This is a genomic window from Arthrobacter crusticola (assembly GCF_004357995.1).
Classification (GTDB): Bacteria; Actinomycetota; Actinomycetes; order Actinomycetales; family Micrococcaceae; genus Arthrobacter_D; species Arthrobacter_D crusticola.
Map to the genome: position 1 here is coordinate 247,942 of NZ_SMTK01000001.1, position 14,506 is coordinate 262,447.

Below are 14,506 nucleotides of genomic sequence, written 5' to 3' on the forward strand. Positions count from 1 at the left end.
CCGCTTGGGCGGGCGGGCGGTCGGTCGACCGGGGGAGTCCCTCCGGTCAGGCGCCCGGCAGCGGAGTGTCAAGCGTCGAAGTCTCCCACGACTGCGGGCCCTGGGAACCGGCAGGGTACTCCTCGAGGGGAACCTCGTTGGCGGCCCACGCCGCGAGCACCGGCTCGACAATGCGCCAGCAGTCCTCGGCGATGTCGCTGCGCACCGACAGCGTCGGGTCGCCGGAGAGGACCCCGTCAAGGACCTCGCCGTACGGCAGCAGGTCCGTGGCGTTCAGTTCGGCCGTCAGCGTTGCACGGTCGAGGGAGAACATGTCGCCGGGCCCGTTGACGTCGAGGTCAAGCTGAAGCGTGTCGGGGCCGAAGCCGATCCGCAGGCGCGTCGGGGTGTCCATCCCGGTGAAACCATCGGGAAGGTGGTTCACCGGCTTGAAGGTAATCAGGGCCTCCTTGCGCTTCACCCCCAGGGCCTTGCCCGAGCGGAGGATGAACGGCACGCCCGCCCAGCGGTCGTTGTTGATGGAGACGGTCACCTCGGCGAGGGTTTCGGTGCCCAGGGAACCGTCGACTCCGGGCTCCGCCGTGTAGTCGGGAACCTCGCGCCCCTTGATGCTGCCGGCGGTGTACCGTGCGCGCCGGCTGCTGCCCGGAACACCGACGTCGATCGAACTGGCCCGGAGCACCGATCCGATGTGGTCGCGGAGGTCACGCTCGTGAAGTGTGGAGGGGGCGTTGAGGGCCAGCAGCGCCATGACGTGGAGCAGGTGGCTCTGGATCATGTCGCGCAGCGCACCGGCACGGTCGTAGTAGCGGGCGCGGTTCTCCAGGGCCAGGTCCTCGTCGAAGATGACCTCGACCTTGTCGATGTGGAGGTTGTTCCAGACCGGCTCGAGGATCCGGTTGGCGAAGCGCATGCCCAGGATGTTGAACACCGTGGCCTTGCCGAGGAAGTGGTCGACCCGGTGGATGTTGTGCTCCGGAACCAGCTTGGCAAGCCCGATATTGAGCTGGTGGGCCGATTCCCGGTCGGTGCCGAACGGCTTCTCCATCACGAGCCGCGTGTCGGCCGGAAGGCCGAAGGGGGCGGCGGCCGTGCAGGCGAGCTGGCTCACCGTGGGGGGAAGGGCGAAGTAGATCGCGACGGGACCTTCGAGGGAGGCGACGAGTTCGGTGAGCACCCCTCCGGCCGTGACGTCGATGTGGTGGTAGGTGCTCGTGTCCCGCACCTCCTGCAGGGCCCGCCTGCCTTGCTCATCGCTTGTCTCCATCGCCGCGGCGAACGACTCGTCGATCCGGGCGCGCCACTTTGCGTCGTCCCAGGGATCCGACCCGGCCCCGACGAGGCTGAGTCCCTTGGCCCGGCCGGATCGGATCAGCCGGGCGAGTCCGGGCAGCAGGAGCCTACCGGTGAGGTCTCCGGAGGCTCCGAGGATCAGGAGCGTCCGGACGCGCTTATCCGCCGTGGCGGCAACCGTTCCGGGTTCTGTAAGGGAAGAAGTATTCACCCCTACACCCTGCCACTTTCGGGCGCTCATGTCTCGCGGTCGGGCGCCCGGCGGACCCGCTCCCGTAGCCTCCTTGGTACCCTTGAGGTTGAGTCTTTCCAACCTCCGATGAAAGTAGTTCACGGCCTGTGTTCAATTCACTCTCCGACCGGTTGACCGCGACGTTCAAGAACCTCCGCGGCAAGGGGCGCCTGACCGAAGCTGACATCGACGCGACGGTCCGGGAAATCCGCCGTGCCCTGCTTGACGCTGACGTCGCCGTTCCCGTGGTGCGTGCCTTCACCGCAAGCGTCAAGGAGCGCGCGCTCGGGCTCGAGGTGTCCCAGGCACTCAACCCGGGTCAGCAGGTCGTGAAGATCGTCAACGAGGAGCTCGTGGGCATCCTCGGCGGGGAGACCCGCCGGATCCGCCTTGCGAAAAACCCGCCGACGGTGATCATGCTCGCAGGCCTTCAGGGCGCGGGTAAGACCACCCTGGCCGGGAAACTGTCGAAGTGGCTCAAGGGCCAGGGCCACAGCCCCCTGCTGGTGGCCGCCGACCTGCAGCGCCCGAACGCCGTGCGCCAGCTCCAGGTCAACGGAGAACGCGCCGGCGTCCCGGTGTACGCACCGCACCCCGGGGTCAGCTCCGAGTTCGAGGCCGCCACCGGGGACCCTGTCGCCGTCGCCCGCCAGGGTGTGGCCGAGGCCCGCACGCGGCTTCACGACGTCGTCATCGTCGACACCGCCGGACGGCTCGGCGTCGACGCCGAACTGATGCAGCAGGCCGCGGACATCCGGGCCGCGATCAGCCCCGACGAGGTGCTCTTCGTCATCGACGCCATGATCGGCCAGGACGCGGTGAACACCGCGCTCGCGTTCAACGAAGGCGTCGATTTCACCGGCGTCGTGCTGACCAAGCTCGACGGCGACGCGCGCGGCGGTGCCGCCCTCTCGGTCGCCTCGGTCACGGGCAAGCCCGTCATGTTCGCCTCCACCGGCGAGGGCCTCGGGGACTTCGAGCTGTTCCACCCCGACCGCATGGCCTCGCGCATCCTCGACATGGGCGACATCCTGACCCTGATCGAGCAGGCCGAGCAGTCGTGGGACAAGGACGAAGCGGCGCGGATGGCGAAGAAATTCGCCGATCAGGAGGACTTCACCCTCGACGACTTCCTGGCCCAGATGCAGCAGATCCGCAACATGGGCTCGATGAAGAAGATGCTCATGATGATGCCCGGTGCCGCCGGCATGCGCGAGCAGCTCGAAAACTTCGACGAGCGCGAGATCGACCGGGTCGAGGCGATCGTCCGGTCGATGACCCCGCACGAGCGCCTGGCGCCAAAGATCATCAACGGCTCACGCCGGGCACGCATCGCCCGCGGGTCCGGGGTGCACGTCTCCGAGGTCAACGGGCTGCTTGAGCGGTTCGGCCAGGCCCAGAAGATGATGCGCAAGATGGCCTCGGGCGGCGGCATCCCGGGCATGCCGGGGATGGCCGGCCCCGGCGGGTTCGGCGGCCAGCGCAAGAAGGCCGCCGCGGCCAAGGGCAAGAAGAAGGCCCGCTCGGGAAACCCTGCGAAGGCCGCCCAGGAACTTGCGGCAGCGGAGGCCCGGCGCAGTGCGGCCCGCAGCGCCGCACCGACCGGTGCGGCGTTCGGAAACGCCGGCGACTTCGACCCGGCGTCGCTGAACCTGCCCAAGGGCTTCGAGAAGTTCCTCGGCAAGTAGCACCCCGATCCGGGCCGCAGGCCCGGCCCGTCGGCACCGCCGGCGGGCCGCGGCACGGGCGGACGGCAACAGATTGGCAGCATGACGCAGGAACGCATTGTCTTTGTCCATGGCAGCGGCTCATTTGGGGCGGCCGCCTGGCCGCGGCAGCACGGATTGGCACTTAACTATGACTGCCTGTTTCTGCGCCGGCACGGCTTCGACGCCGTGGCCGAGCCGCTGCCGACCGACCACGGCGAGGACCAGCGGATCATCACGGAGGCGCTGGGAGACGGCGGCCACCTGGTGGCCCATTCCCAGGGGGCGATCTCGGCGATGATCACGGCCGTCGAGCGCCCCGACCTGATCCGCTCGCTCACTCTGATCGAGCCGGCCTGCCTGTCGCTCACCGCCGACCTGCCTGTCACGGCCGCCCACATCGAACTCGTCACCCCCCTGTTCGAGCAGCGCCACGCGCTCACCGACGAGCAGTTCCTCCAGCAGTTCGTCCGGCTGCTCTACGCGACCGAGGCCGAGCAGCCCACCACCGAGGACGAGCGCCGCAGCGCACGGCGGCTGCGGATGCAGGCCCCGCCGTGGACCGCGCCGCTGCACATCGTCCCCGGCGTGCTTACCCTGGTGCTGACCGGGGGCTGGGAGCCGCTGTACGAGGAGGTTGCGGGCTACCTTGCGGGAACCGGAGCGGTGCACCGCGTCACCCCCGGAGCCCACCGCCCCCACGACACCGACGAGGGGGACCGGGTGCTCCGGGACTTCCTGCGCTCCGCCGCCGCCTGACCCTTTCGGGAATAAGTTGAAGCTTCAAGTGTTAACTCAAGAAGGACTTTCCTACTGAGGAGGACACCATGACCATCGACCTGCTGCCGCCGGACACCGGAATGGCAACCGTCTCGCTCAAGGTCGGCAACCTGGACGCCATGGCCCGCTACTACACCGACGCCCTCGGCCTCGAGCGGCTTGCCGGGCCCGACGGCGATGACCGGGCCGGACTGTACCTCGGGCGCGGGTCCACCCCCCTGGTCCACCTTTCCCCTGCGGCCGGGCTCCGCCTGCCGGCGCCGACCGAGGCCGGCCTCTTCCACACGGCACTGCTCTTCGGCAGCCGCGCGGACCTGGCGGCGACGGTGGCCACCGCGGCACGCCACCCTCAAAGCCGCTTCGTGGGAAGCGCCGACCACCTCGTCAGCGAGGCCTTCTACTTCGCCGATCCCGAAGGCAACGGGATCGAACTGTACTTCGACAAGCCGCGGACGACGTGGCAGTGGACCGGCACCGGCCCGTCCCGGAGCGTCGTCATGGACAACGTGGCCCTGCCTCCGGCTCAGTACCTCACGGACCACCTGACCGAATCGGCCGCCGGCGGCCTGCGGGAGGCGGGCGCCGGCGTCGGGCACGTCCACCTCCAGGTCGGAGACATCGACACCGCGCAGGCCTTCTACGTCGACACCCTCGGCTTCGAGCGCACCGCGGGCTGGCACGGGCAGGCCCTCTTCGTGTCCGCCGGCGGCTACCACCACCACATGGCGATGAACGTCTGGAACAGCCGCGGCGCCGGGCCGCGGCAGGACACCCTCGGGCTCGGCGAGGTGCTCATCACCGTGCCGGCTGCCGGCGACGTCGACGCCCTCGCCGACCGGCTGCGGTTCGCGGGGATCGAACGGCACTCGACGGGGCTTGAACTGCGCTTCCGCGACCCCTGGAACAACAGCATTCGGGTCGCCGTGGGCGCGCCCCCCGCAGGAATCGCCCAAACACCCCACCGTCTGGCACAATAGATTCGTACTCGATCCGTGCAGCCCCTCTCTCTGTGCGTGAATTGTGTCCTTTGAACCCCTCCGAATGGCCCGCCCCACGGGAGCAGGATGACGGGTTCGCCCCTTTCATTATCAAGGAGTGACCACACAAGTGGCCGTAAAGATTCGCCTCAAGCGCATGGGCAAGATCCGCGCACCTTTCTACCGTGTCGTCGTCATGGATGCACGCGCCAAGCGTGATGGCCGTGCCCTCGAGGAAATCGGTAAGTACAACCCCACCGAGGAGCCCTCGTTCATCGAGATCAACTCCGACCGTGCGCAGTACTGGCTCGGCGTCGGCGCCCAGCCGACCGAGCAGGTCTCGGCGCTGCTGAAGATCACCGGTGACTGGCAGAAGTTCAAGGGCCTGGAGGGCCAGGAAGGCACTCTGCGGACCAAGGCACCCAAGGAAGCATTCGTTGCTCCCGAAAAGGGTTCAGTGATCGTCCCCGAGGCCATCACCCCCAAGGCCAAGAAGGCCGAAGAGGCCGCGGAAGCACCCGAGGCAGAGTAAGTTGCTTGCTGAAGCGCTGGAACACCTCGTCCGCGGCATCGTGGATCACCCGGACGACGTCCAGGTGTCCGCAAAGAGCAACCGCCGCGGCGAGACCCTCGAAGTGAGGGTCCACCAGGAGGACCTGGGCCGTGTCATCGGCCGCCAGGGCCGCACGGCACGCGCCCTGCGCACCGTCGTTTCAGCACTCGCGGACGGCGAGCAGGTCCGTGTCGACGTCGTCGACACCGACCGCCGGCACGCCTGAGTCCGCACCTCCGCTTTACCGTTCGGCCCCTCACCAGTTGATGGTGGTGGGGCCGAACCCATTTAGCCGCAGAATTTTCCCCGATGTCCCTCACCGGAGCGCAGGAGCAGCACCATGGAAGTACTCGTCGCAAGGATCGGCAAGCCCCACGGAATCCGGGGTGAGGTCACCGTCCAGCTGTTCACCGACGCTCCCGAGGACCGCTTCGAGCCCGGGGCGGTCTTCCGGGCCGAGGGCATCACGCTGCCGGAGCTGACGGTGGCCAAGGCCCGCTGGAACAAGGACACGCTGATCGTCGCCTTCGAGCAGGTGCCCGACCGCAATACGGCCGAGACGCTGCGCGGCGGGACCCTCTTCATCGACAGCGACGCCACCGACGACGAGGACGACGACGCCTGGTACGAACACGAACTGGTCGGGCTCGACGTGCGCCACGAGGGGAATGTCGTCGGGAAGGTGACGGCACTGCGCACCATGACCGTCCAGGACCTGCTCGTCGTCGAGCTCACCGGCGGCCACGAGGTCCTGGTTCCGTTCGTCGGGGAGATCGTCCCCGAGGTGAACCCCGAGGAGGGGTTCGTCACCGTGAACCCGCCCGCCGGCCTGTTCGAACTGAACCTGCCCGGCTCCAACTCCGCACCGGACGACGGGGAGGACGAGCCGGACGGCGAGGCCGGCGGGCTGCCGGACGGCGCACCCCGGGCGGCCGGGGAAGGCCGATAGTGCGCGTCGACGTCGTCACGATTTTCCCTGAGTATCTGGCGGCCCTGGATGTCTCCCTGATCGGCAGGGCCCGGAAAGACGGCCTGCTCGACGTGCACGTCCACGACCTGCGGGACTTCACCGTCGACAAGCACCGCACCGTTGACGACACCCCCTATGGGGGCGGCGCCGGAATGGTGATGAAGCCCGAACCCTGGGCGCTGTCCCTGCTCTCGATCAGTGAGCAGAGTCCCGCGGGCGCACGACCGCTCCTGGTGGTGCCCTCGCCGGCCGGTCAGGTGTTCAATCAGGCTCTGGCCCACGAGTTCGCGGGGCGCGAGCACCTTGTCTTTGCCTGCGGCCGCTACGAAGGCATCGACGAGCGCGTGCTGGACTGGGCGTCGGAATCCTTCGACGTACTGCCGGTGAGCCTCGGCGACTACGTCCTCAACGGGGGAGAGGTGGCGGCGCTAGCCATGGTCGAGGCCGTCGGCCGCCTCATCCCCGGAGTCGTCGGCAACCCCGAATCCCTCGTCGAGGAGTCCCATGCCGACGGGCTGCTCGAATACCCCGTCTACACCAAACCCTCCTTCTGGCGCGGACGCGGCATTCCGCCCGTACTGCTCAGCGGCAACCACGCGAAGATCGCCGAGTTCCGCCGCACCGAGCAATTCATCCGCACTGCCGCCCGGCGCCCTGACCTGCTGGCCTCCATCGATGTCCCCTCGCTGACAGCGACCGACCGCGCCGCCCTGGCCAAGGCGGGCGTCGACATCGTGGACGGGCGCCTTGTTCCCCGCCCGGACGCCGCAGATTAGCCCCTGCCTGCTCTCTATGGAATAATTGAGGCTTGTGCCTGCTGGGCCCGCCCCTGCCACAGGGGGAGCGAAGCCAACAGCTCGGCACGCCGGCCCCGGGTAGCGGTGCAGCCGGCTAACTCTCTTCGGCGGTAATTGCCTGCTTCACCGGCCTTGACCGCTGCGACCAACGTGAATGACCTGTGGCGTTCACCAGGAGTATAAAGATGCATATTCTCGACTCGGTCGACGCCGGTTCACTCCGGAACGACATCCCGGACTTCCGCGCCGGCGACACCATCAACGTCCATGTGAACATCATTGAAGGCAAGAACACCCGTGTTCAGATCTTCAAGGGCTTCGTTCTCGGACGCCAGGGTGACGGCATCCGCGAAACCTTCACCGTCCGCAAGGTCAGCTTCGGTGTCGGTGTGGAGCGTACCTTCCCGGTTCACTCCCCGGTCCTCGACAAGATCGAGGTCGTCTCCAAGGGTGACGTGCGCCGCGCCAAGCTGTACTACATGCGCGATCTGCGCGGCAAGGCTGCCAAGATCAAGGAAAAGCGCGATCCCAAGACGGTCAAGTAACCCGTTTTTGGTGCGGAAAGACAAAGCTCCCGGGCCCGCGGCCCGGGAGCACACAAAACGCCGGTCTCCTGTGTGGGGCTGGCGTTTTGTGCTACCGGTGCTGATTCTCGCGATCGTGCTCACCTCCGTCCTGCGGGCGGTGGTCATCGACGTGTTCTTCATTCCGTCGGCCTCGATGGAACCCCTGCTGCGCCAGGGCGACCGCATCCTCGTCAGCAAGAGTACCTTCGGCGACCGGCCGATCCAGCGGGGCGACGTCGTCGTCTTTGACGGACGCGGGTCCTTCGATCCCATCACCGATCCGCGCACGCCCGCCCAAAAGGCCGCCGGAATGGTGGGGCAGTGGCTTGGTCTGCGCGGGTCGGATACCGTCTACGTCAAACGGGTCATCGGCGTCGGCGGCGACCGGGTCGAATGCTGCGGAGAGGATGGCCGGGTGAGCGTCAATGGCAGGGCCCTCGACGAACCGTACGTCTCCGTCGGCGACGCGCCCAGCGACACTCCCTTCGACGTTGTCGTTCCGGAGGGTAGGTTGTGGGTGATGGGCGATCACCGCTCGGAATCGGCCGATTCGCGTGCGCTGCTCGGCGCGCCGGGTGGCGGATTCGTGTCCGAGGAACGCGTCCTGGGACGGGCGGAGCACCTGGTGTGGCCGCTGGACCGGGCCGGTGCCATCGATTGAGCGGGGGAGGGCGTTGAGCGGAACGCCACAGGGATTCAGTAGGAACAGAACGGCAGCTCCACCGCCGGCCAAGATGCAGAGGATTCAGTAAATGCCACGACGCTTCCACTGGAAGTCGGCCGCCCGTGCCGGCGGCGTGCAGCCGGCCGGTGCCACCCCCGCTGGACCGGACGCCGTACCCGCCGATGGCGCCGCGACGGGCCCGGGAGCTGCCGCTGCAGAATCGTCCGCCGGTGCGGGGTCGAGGGCCGCAGCGAAGGATTCGGGCGGCAAGGGCGGCGGCTTCCTCGGTTGGCTCAAGGAGATCGCGACGATCGTGGTCATCGCCCTCGTCCTCTCCTTCCTGATCAAGACCTTCCTCTTCCGGGCCTTCTTCATCCCCTCCGGATCGATGGAAAACACGCTGCAGATCGACGACCGGATCTTCGTCAACCAACTCGTCCCCGAACCCTTTGCCCTCGAGCGCGGCGACGTCGTCGTATTTCGGGACACCGAAGGCTGGCTTCCCGAAGCGGAGTCCGGCGCCAACACCAGCTGGCTCAGCGAAGCGCTCGTGTTCGTGGGGCTCGCCCCCGACGAGTCGCAGCAGCACCTCGTGAAGCGTGTCATCGGGCTCGAGGGTGACCGGATCGTGTGCTGCAACGCCGACGGCCGTATCACCGTCAACGGGGAACCGCTCGACGAGCCGTACCTCTTCCCGGGGGCAGCGCCGTCCGACACCCCTTTCGACGTCACCGTGCCCGAGGGCAAGATCTGGGTGATGGGGGATCACCGCAACGCCTCGGCGGACTCGCGGGCCAACCAGGACAAGGACGGCGGGTTCATCGACGTCGACGCCATCGAAGGCAAGGCCTCGGTCATCGCCTGGCCGCTGAGCAACGCCTCAGTGCTCGACAGCCACCCCGAGGTGTTCGAGGACATACCCGAGCCGGCCGAAGGCGCATCGGGGAACTGATGGCTTCGGTCCGTACCGCCCGCTCCAAGGCACCCACGCTGTCCTTCGAGCGCACCTTCACGCAGGCCGGCCACCGGTACGTCGCGGGGTGCGACGAGGTGGGCCGCGGGGCGCTTGCCGGTCCCGTCTCGGTGGGCCTGGTGGTGATCGACCTCGACGCCGTCAAGGGACTGCGCGGGGTGCGGGACAGCAAACTCCTTTCGGCCGCCGAGCGGACCGCCCTCGTGCCGCGGATCCGGCGCTGGGCCGCCGCCTACGGCGTCGGGCATGCGAGTGCGGCCGAAATCGACGCCAACGGGCTGATGGCCGCCCTCCGGGCGGCGGGCAACCGGGCGTGGGAACAGGTCCTGGCGACCGTCCGGCCCGACGCCGTCATCCTCGACGGCAATCACGACTGGCTCTCGGTGCGCGGCCAGGGCAGCCTCTTCGACACCGGGCCCGAGTCCACCGGCTGCGACTCACCGGTCACCACCCGCATCAAGGCCGACCTCGACTGCCTCAGCGTCGCGGCCGCGAGCGTCCTGGCCAAGGTCGAGCGGGATGCCCTGATGGCATCGCTCGCCCGGGAGCACCCGGAATACGGCTGGGAGGTCAATAAGGGCTACGCGACGGCCGCCCACCGGGCCGCCATCGACGGCCGCGGACCAAGCGACTACCACCGCCGATCCTGGCGGCTGGGAAGCACCGAACGGCCGGGAGTCCCCGGCCTCGAAATTGGGGGATGATGGATTCATGAGCGCCGAAGATCTTGAAAACTACGAAACCGACATGGAGCTCCAGCTGTACCGGGAGTACCGCGATGTCGTGGGTCTCTTCAGCTATGTCGTCGAGACCGAGCGGCGGTTCTACCTCGCGAACCACGTCGACCTGCAGGCACGCTCCGCGGACGGTGAGGTCTACTTCGACCTCACCCTGCAGGACGCCTGGGTGTGGGACGTGTACCGGTCGGCGCGCTTCGTGAAGAACGTCCGGGTCATTACGTTCAAGGACGTCAATGTCGAGGAACTCTCAAAGTCGGACGACCTCGCCCTGCCCAAGGACGGGCCGCTGGGAGGCTAAGCTCCTTCTGACGCCCCTGGGCCCTTCCTTTGGTGCCTGTGCCCTTCCCCCGGCAGTGGGCGCGTCCTGTGGGTGTGCCGGCCAACGGCTTCGTTCACCGGGCGTGCCCGGGTATGCCCACTGACCACCGACGGTCACTGGGCAGGGGCGTGAGTAAGGGACCAGCCCACCCCGCGTTGATTTTCCGAATTCGAGAGACCGCTGGAAACCTGCGGCTATTCTTCGTCGCTTTCCCGCGGGTATTCCGAATCGGAATCTTCGGGCAGGTCAACTGACTGTTCGAGGACGTCGGCCTCCGATCCACCGTTGCCTACGGCGAAAACCCCGGCGCCGGTAGCGTCCTCGCCGCCGTCAGAAGCGACCGGGGTCTGCTGCTCAACCTGATCCGCCTCGGACCCTCCGGCCGTCCTGTCTTCGATGGGTGTCATTGCTGGTCCCTCCTCGTGCGCGGTTGATGAGCCGGTTTTATTGCATGCGAGCTTACTCGCCTTCGGGCTGCTTGGCGTCGCTCGCCGCATTCTTCCTTGGTGGATCTCTGGCTTTTGACTGCGCGGCATTCGATCTGAACCGACGGGGTTATCCACATAGCGGCTTTCGCTCATCGGCTTCCCCCGAGAACCTTTCATCCTTGACGTGGAGGTGGCGTTAATGGCGGCGAAGGATGAACTGGGACGGCGGGGCGAGGCGGCCGCTGCGGAGTTCCTCGAAGCGCGGGGGCTGCAGGTGGTGGACCGGAACTGGCGCTGTCCCACAGGAGAGATCGACTTGGTGGCGGTGGACGGGGCGACCCTGGTCATCGTCGAGGTCAAGACGCGCACCTCCGAGGATTTCGGGCACCCGCTGGAGGCGATCAGCACGGCGAAGCTGGAGCGGCTCTATGTGCTGGCCTCCAAGTGGGCCCGGGCCCACCGGCAGCGCTTCGCCGGCTTCCGCGTCGATGCCGTGGCCATCCTCGATGACGGTGCGGGCAGTCCTCGGATCGAACACGTCCGGGCGGTGATCTAGTGGCGTTGGGCCGCACCTACTCGGTTGCCCTGGTGGGGCTCAACGGCTACATCGTGGAGGTCGAAGCCGACATCGGCCAGACCCTGCCGGCATTTGTCCTCCTTGGCCTGCCGGATGCGTCCCTGAACGAGGCGAAGGACCGGATCCGGGCGGCCGCACGGAACGCCGGGGTTCCCCTCAGCCGCCGCAAGATCACCGTGAACCTCGTTCCGGCGTCACTTCCCAAACGTGGTTCAGGGTTCGACCTTGCCATCGTGATGGCGGCACTGGCCGCCGCGGGGGACGTCAGGGGATGTGGGCGGACGGTGTTCCTTGCCGAGCTCGGCCTCGACGGGCGCCTCCGTCCGATCCGCGGCGTCCTTCCGGCGGTCATGGCGGCCGTCTCCGCAGGGTACAGCGACGTCGTCGTGGCCATCGGCAACCGGGCAGAGGCAGCACTCGTCCCGGGTGCGGAGGTATGGGGTTACCGTTCCCTCGCCGAGGTGCTCCTGGCCTACGGAGCCGATCCGGCCGCGGTGCAGTCGTCGAGTGGAGATGAGCCCGAGGCGCAGGAGGAGGATCCCACTCAGCCGGATGTCGGGGAGCACCGCGATCTTGCGGATGTCGCAGGCCAGGCCGAGGCCCGGTTCGCTTTGGAGGTCGCTGCCGCCGGCGCCCATCACCTGATGATGGTCGGTCCACCCGGCGCGGGAAAGACGATGCTCGCTGAGCGGATGCCCGGTATCCTGCCCGACCTTGATGACCAGCACGCCATGGAGGTCACGGCCATTCACTCGCTCAGCGGTACGCCGTGTGACACCCTCCGAAGGCGCCCACCCTTCGAAAGTCCCCACCACACGGCCACGGCGGCCGCAATCATTGGAGGTGGGAGTGGCATACCGCGACCGGGTGCGGCCTCGCGGGCGCACCGCGGCGTGCTGTTTCTCGATGAGGCTCCGGAGTATGAGCGGCGGGTGCTCGAGGCCCTGCGAGAGCCGCTTGAAAGTGGGTCCCTCGTACTGCACCGGTCGGCGGGAACGGCGGCCTATCCCGCCCGGTTCCAGCTCGTGCTCGCCCTCAACCCGTGCCCGTGCGGCCTCGCCTCGGGGAAGGGTACCGAGTGCCAGTGCACGGCACAGCAGCGCCGGCGCTACTTCAACCGGCTGTCCGGTCCCTTGCTCGACCGGGTCGACCTGCAGCTTTCGGTCAACAGGGTTGCACTGGGTGACTATGTCAGCGGAACGGCAGGGGAGAGCAGTTCCAGCGTTGCTGCTCGAGTGCACGCGGCAAGGAATGCGCAGGCCCAGCGGCTTTCCCGCTGGGGCTGTTCAACGAACGCCGAGATCCGGGGCCGGGTCCTGCGGGATGAACTGCGCCTGCCGCCCGGGGTCACCTCCGCATTGGACCGGGCGCTGGAACGCGGCCTGGTCAGCGCCCGAGGCTGGGACCGGGTGCTCAAGGTCGCTTGGACCGTTTCCGATCTCGCCGGACACATCCGTCCGGACCCCGACGACGTGTCGGTGGCGCTGGGCTTCCGCTTACAGGAGCGAGCCGCATGAACGCCGCCCAGGAGAGCAGTACCACGATCGCGCGCGCAGCATTGTCACGGCTGTTCGAACCTTCGGACGCCGTTGGGCTCGCTCTGGTGGCTGCGGCAGGGCCTCGCGATGCGCTTCGGATTGCCACCGGAGGTCTGAAAGCGGCCGGTGACATAAAGGAGGAGATTCAGGAGCTGCTCGCGCCGGGCGAAGGCCGGGGCAACCTGCTTGACCGGGCGCTCGAACGCTGGGCGCCCCGCCGGCCCGATCTGGCGCCCGAGCGGGACCTCGCCACACTGGCTCGATTCGGCGGACGCCTGCTGACCCCTGAAGCGGAAGACTGGCCGGGCGCCCTTGAGGACCTCCAGCTTGCAGCACCAGTGTGTCTGTGGGTCCGCGGATCGGTTGACGTGCCGCCGCTCCAACGGATGGTGGCGCTCGTGGGATCCCGCGACAGCACCAACTACGGCGCCTCGGTCACGGCCGAAATGGCATCGGGCCTGGCCATGAAAGGGTTCACCGTTCTCTCCGGCGGGGCCTACGGAATCGATGCCCAGGCCCACCGCGCGGCATTGGGGACCTCAGGCACGGCCCAGCCTCCGACGATCGCCGTCATGGCCTGCGGCGTGGACCGCTACTACCCGGCAGGCAATGAGGAACTGCTGCGTACCATCGCGCGGGACGGACTCGTCATGTCCGAGGTTCCGCCGGGTTCTTCCCCTACCCGATGGCGCTTCCTCGCGCGGAACCGGCTCATCGCAGCCCTGGGCGCCGTGACGGTTGTCGTGGAGGCCCGGTGGAGGTCCGGCGCCCTCAACACCGCCCACCACGCCGCCGGGCTCGGGCGCCCTGTGGGAGCCGTCCCGGGATCGGTCTACTCAGCAAACTCCGCGGGCTGTCACCGGCTCCTTCGGGGCGGAAGCGCCATCTGCGTCACGGATGCGTCCGAGGTCGCTGAGCTCGCTGGTCCGCTCGGGACCCACCCTGAAACCGATGTTTGTGTTCCTTCAAGCGACCACGACGGACTGGCCGTGCAGGACATCCTCCTGCTCGATGCCCTGCCACTGAGGATGTACTCCTCCATCGACAAGCTTGCAACGGTGGCCGGGCTCGGATTCCGGGACGTCCTCGCCGGGCTGGCGCGCCTCGAGCTCGCAGGGCTTGCCCTCCGCGGCCCGGAAGGGTGGAGGCGGGCACCGAAGTCCTGACAGAAGAAACCGTGAAAAGCCCTGCACCTCAAGGAGCACGAGGAGTATCGAATATGAGACAGCATTACCGTATTGAAAGTCCCATCGGGGATTTGATTCTTGTGGCGGCACAAGGCGGCCTCGTCGGTGCCTACCACGAACGGCATGACCCGCCGCCCGGAGTGGTCCTGCTGGGGGAGCCCTGGCAGGAACACCGCCCGGGTCACCAGAATGCCGGACACCCGATG

At 67.8% G+C, this 14,506-nt stretch carries 17 protein-coding genes; 15 read left to right on the forward strand and 2 right to left on the reverse strand.

Going from position 1 to position 14,506, the window contains the following annotated elements; translation table 11 throughout:
- Positions 1-46 precede the first annotated feature (46 nt).
- Complete coding sequence (locus tag E2F48_RS01095; protein ID WP_133402184.1) at positions 47-1,534, reverse strand: glucose-6-phosphate dehydrogenase; 1,488 nt, start codon at positions 1,532-1,534, stop codon at positions 47-49.
- A gap of 98 nt (positions 1,535-1,632) precedes the next feature.
- Here E2F48_RS01095 and ffh point away from each other — a divergent pair, with 98 nt between their 5' ends.
- The 12 genes from ffh to E2F48_RS01155 all read left to right on the forward strand — a co-directional run bounded on the left by ffh (position 1,633) and on the right by E2F48_RS01155 (position 10,549).
- Positions 1,633-3,213 carry a signal recognition particle protein gene (gene ffh / locus E2F48_RS01100; RefSeq protein WP_133402185.1) on the forward strand — a complete coding sequence of 527 codons (1,581 nt, stop codon included), beginning with the start codon at positions 1,633-1,635 and terminating at the stop codon, positions 3,211-3,213.
- An 81-nt stretch (positions 3,214-3,294) separates the two neighbouring features.
- Positions 3,295-3,990 (forward strand): alpha/beta fold hydrolase, encoded by a 696-nt coding sequence (locus tag E2F48_RS01105; protein ID WP_133402186.1) that lies wholly within the window; start codon positions 3,295-3,297, stop codon positions 3,988-3,990.
- Positions 3,991-4,058: 68 nt separating this feature from the next.
- Positions 4,059-4,988 carry a VOC family protein gene (locus tag E2F48_RS01110; protein WP_133402187.1) on the forward strand — a complete coding sequence of 310 codons (930 nt, stop codon included), beginning with the start codon at positions 4,059-4,061 and terminating at the stop codon, positions 4,986-4,988.
- 130 nt (positions 4,989-5,118) lie between these two features.
- Complete coding sequence (gene rpsP, locus E2F48_RS01115) at positions 5,119-5,520, forward strand: 30S ribosomal protein S16 (RefSeq protein ID WP_120165340.1); 402 nt, start codon at positions 5,119-5,121, stop codon at positions 5,518-5,520.
- A 1-nt stretch (position 5,521) separates the two neighbouring features.
- Positions 5,522-5,767, forward strand: a complete 246-nt coding sequence (locus tag E2F48_RS01120) for an RNA-binding protein (protein WP_133402188.1) — start codon at positions 5,522-5,524, stop codon at positions 5,765-5,767.
- 114 nt (positions 5,768-5,881) lie between these two features.
- Entirely contained in the window at positions 5,882-6,490 is a 609-nt protein-coding gene (gene rimM, locus E2F48_RS01125) for a ribosome maturation factor RimM (RefSeq protein WP_133402189.1), read from the forward strand.
- Positions 6,490-7,287, forward strand: coding sequence for a tRNA (guanosine(37)-N1)-methyltransferase TrmD (gene trmD / locus E2F48_RS01130; RefSeq protein WP_133402190.1), 798 nt, complete (start codon positions 6,490-6,492; stop codon positions 7,285-7,287). The genes rimM and trmD overlap by 1 nt, the downstream gene beginning before the upstream one ends.
- A gap of 206 nt (positions 7,288-7,493) precedes the next feature.
- Positions 7,494-7,853, forward strand: a complete 360-nt coding sequence (rplS, locus tag E2F48_RS01135) for a 50S ribosomal protein L19 (protein ID WP_120165344.1) — start codon at positions 7,494-7,496, stop codon at positions 7,851-7,853.
- An 88-nt stretch (positions 7,854-7,941) separates the two neighbouring features.
- A complete protein-coding gene (gene lepB, locus E2F48_RS01140; RefSeq protein WP_133402191.1) occupies positions 7,942-8,535 on the forward strand; it encodes a signal peptidase I in 594 nt (197 codons plus the stop codon).
- Positions 8,536-8,626: 91 nt separating this feature from the next.
- Positions 8,627-9,490, forward strand: coding sequence for a signal peptidase I (lepB, locus tag E2F48_RS01145; protein ID WP_133402192.1), 864 nt, complete (start codon positions 8,627-8,629; stop codon positions 9,488-9,490).
- Complete coding sequence (locus E2F48_RS01150; protein WP_133402193.1) at positions 9,490-10,215, forward strand: ribonuclease HII; 726 nt, start codon at positions 9,490-9,492, stop codon at positions 10,213-10,215. The genes lepB (E2F48_RS01145) and E2F48_RS01150 overlap by 1 nt, the downstream gene beginning before the upstream one ends.
- 7 nt (positions 10,216-10,222) lie before the next feature.
- A complete protein-coding gene (locus tag E2F48_RS01155) occupies positions 10,223-10,549 on the forward strand; it encodes a DUF2469 domain-containing protein (protein WP_120165348.1) in 327 nt (108 codons plus the stop codon).
- A 215-nt stretch (positions 10,550-10,764) separates the two neighbouring features.
- On the opposite strand, the gene E2F48_RS01160 is transcribed toward E2F48_RS01155, so the two are convergent.
- Positions 10,765-10,977 (reverse strand): hypothetical protein, encoded by a 213-nt coding sequence (locus tag E2F48_RS01160; protein ID WP_133402194.1) that lies wholly within the window; start codon positions 10,975-10,977, stop codon positions 10,765-10,767.
- Between the two features lie 211 nt (positions 10,978-11,188).
- On the opposite strand from E2F48_RS01160, the gene E2F48_RS01165 reads away from it, so the two are divergent.
- The 3 genes from E2F48_RS01165 to dprA are packed head-to-tail and all read left to right on the forward strand — an operon-like array spanning position 11,189 to position 14,279.
- Entirely contained in the window at positions 11,189-11,554 is a 366-nt protein-coding gene (locus E2F48_RS01165; protein WP_185149781.1) for a YraN family protein, read from the forward strand.
- Positions 11,554-13,092, forward strand: coding sequence for a YifB family Mg chelatase-like AAA ATPase (locus tag E2F48_RS01170; protein ID WP_133402196.1), 1,539 nt, complete (start codon positions 11,554-11,556; stop codon positions 13,090-13,092). The genes E2F48_RS01165 and E2F48_RS01170 overlap by 1 nt, the downstream gene beginning before the upstream one ends.
- Positions 13,089-14,279, forward strand: a complete 1,191-nt coding sequence (dprA, locus tag E2F48_RS01175; protein WP_133402197.1) for a DNA-processing protein DprA — start codon at positions 13,089-13,091, stop codon at positions 14,277-14,279. The genes E2F48_RS01170 and dprA overlap by 4 nt, the downstream gene beginning before the upstream one ends.
- Positions 14,280-14,506 lie beyond the last annotated feature (227 nt).

Excerpts from the sequence above, each read along its gene's own strand:
- E2F48_RS01095 (WP_133402184.1), bottom strand. The coding sequence starts at position 1,534 with ATGAGCGCCCGAAAGTGGCAGGGTGTAGGGGTGAATACTTCTTCCCTT.
- E2F48_RS01105 (WP_133402186.1), top strand. The coding sequence starts at position 3,295 with ATGACGCAGGAACGCATTGTCTTTGTCCATGGCAGCGGCTCATTTGGG.
- E2F48_RS01110 (WP_133402187.1), top strand. The coding sequence starts at position 4,059 with ATGACCATCGACCTGCTGCCGCCGGACACCGGAATGGCAACCGTCTCG.
- rimM (WP_133402189.1), top strand. The coding sequence starts at position 5,882 with ATGGAAGTACTCGTCGCAAGGATCGGCAAGCCCCACGGAATCCGGGGT.
- rplS (WP_120165344.1), top strand. The coding sequence starts at position 7,494 with ATGCATATTCTCGACTCGGTCGACGCCGGTTCACTCCGGAACGACATC.
- lepB (WP_133402192.1), top strand. The coding sequence starts at position 8,627 with ATGCCACGACGCTTCCACTGGAAGTCGGCCGCCCGTGCCGGCGGCGTG.
- E2F48_RS01150 (WP_133402193.1), top strand. The coding sequence starts at position 9,490 with ATGGCTTCGGTCCGTACCGCCCGCTCCAAGGCACCCACGCTGTCCTTC.
- E2F48_RS01155 (WP_120165348.1), top strand. The coding sequence starts at position 10,223 with ATGAGCGCCGAAGATCTTGAAAACTACGAAACCGACATGGAGCTCCAG.
- E2F48_RS01160 (WP_133402194.1), bottom strand. The coding sequence starts at position 10,977 with ATGACACCCATCGAAGACAGGACGGCCGGAGGGTCCGAGGCGGATCAG.
- dprA (WP_133402197.1), top strand. The coding sequence starts at position 13,089 with ATGAACGCCGCCCAGGAGAGCAGTACCACGATCGCGCGCGCAGCATTG.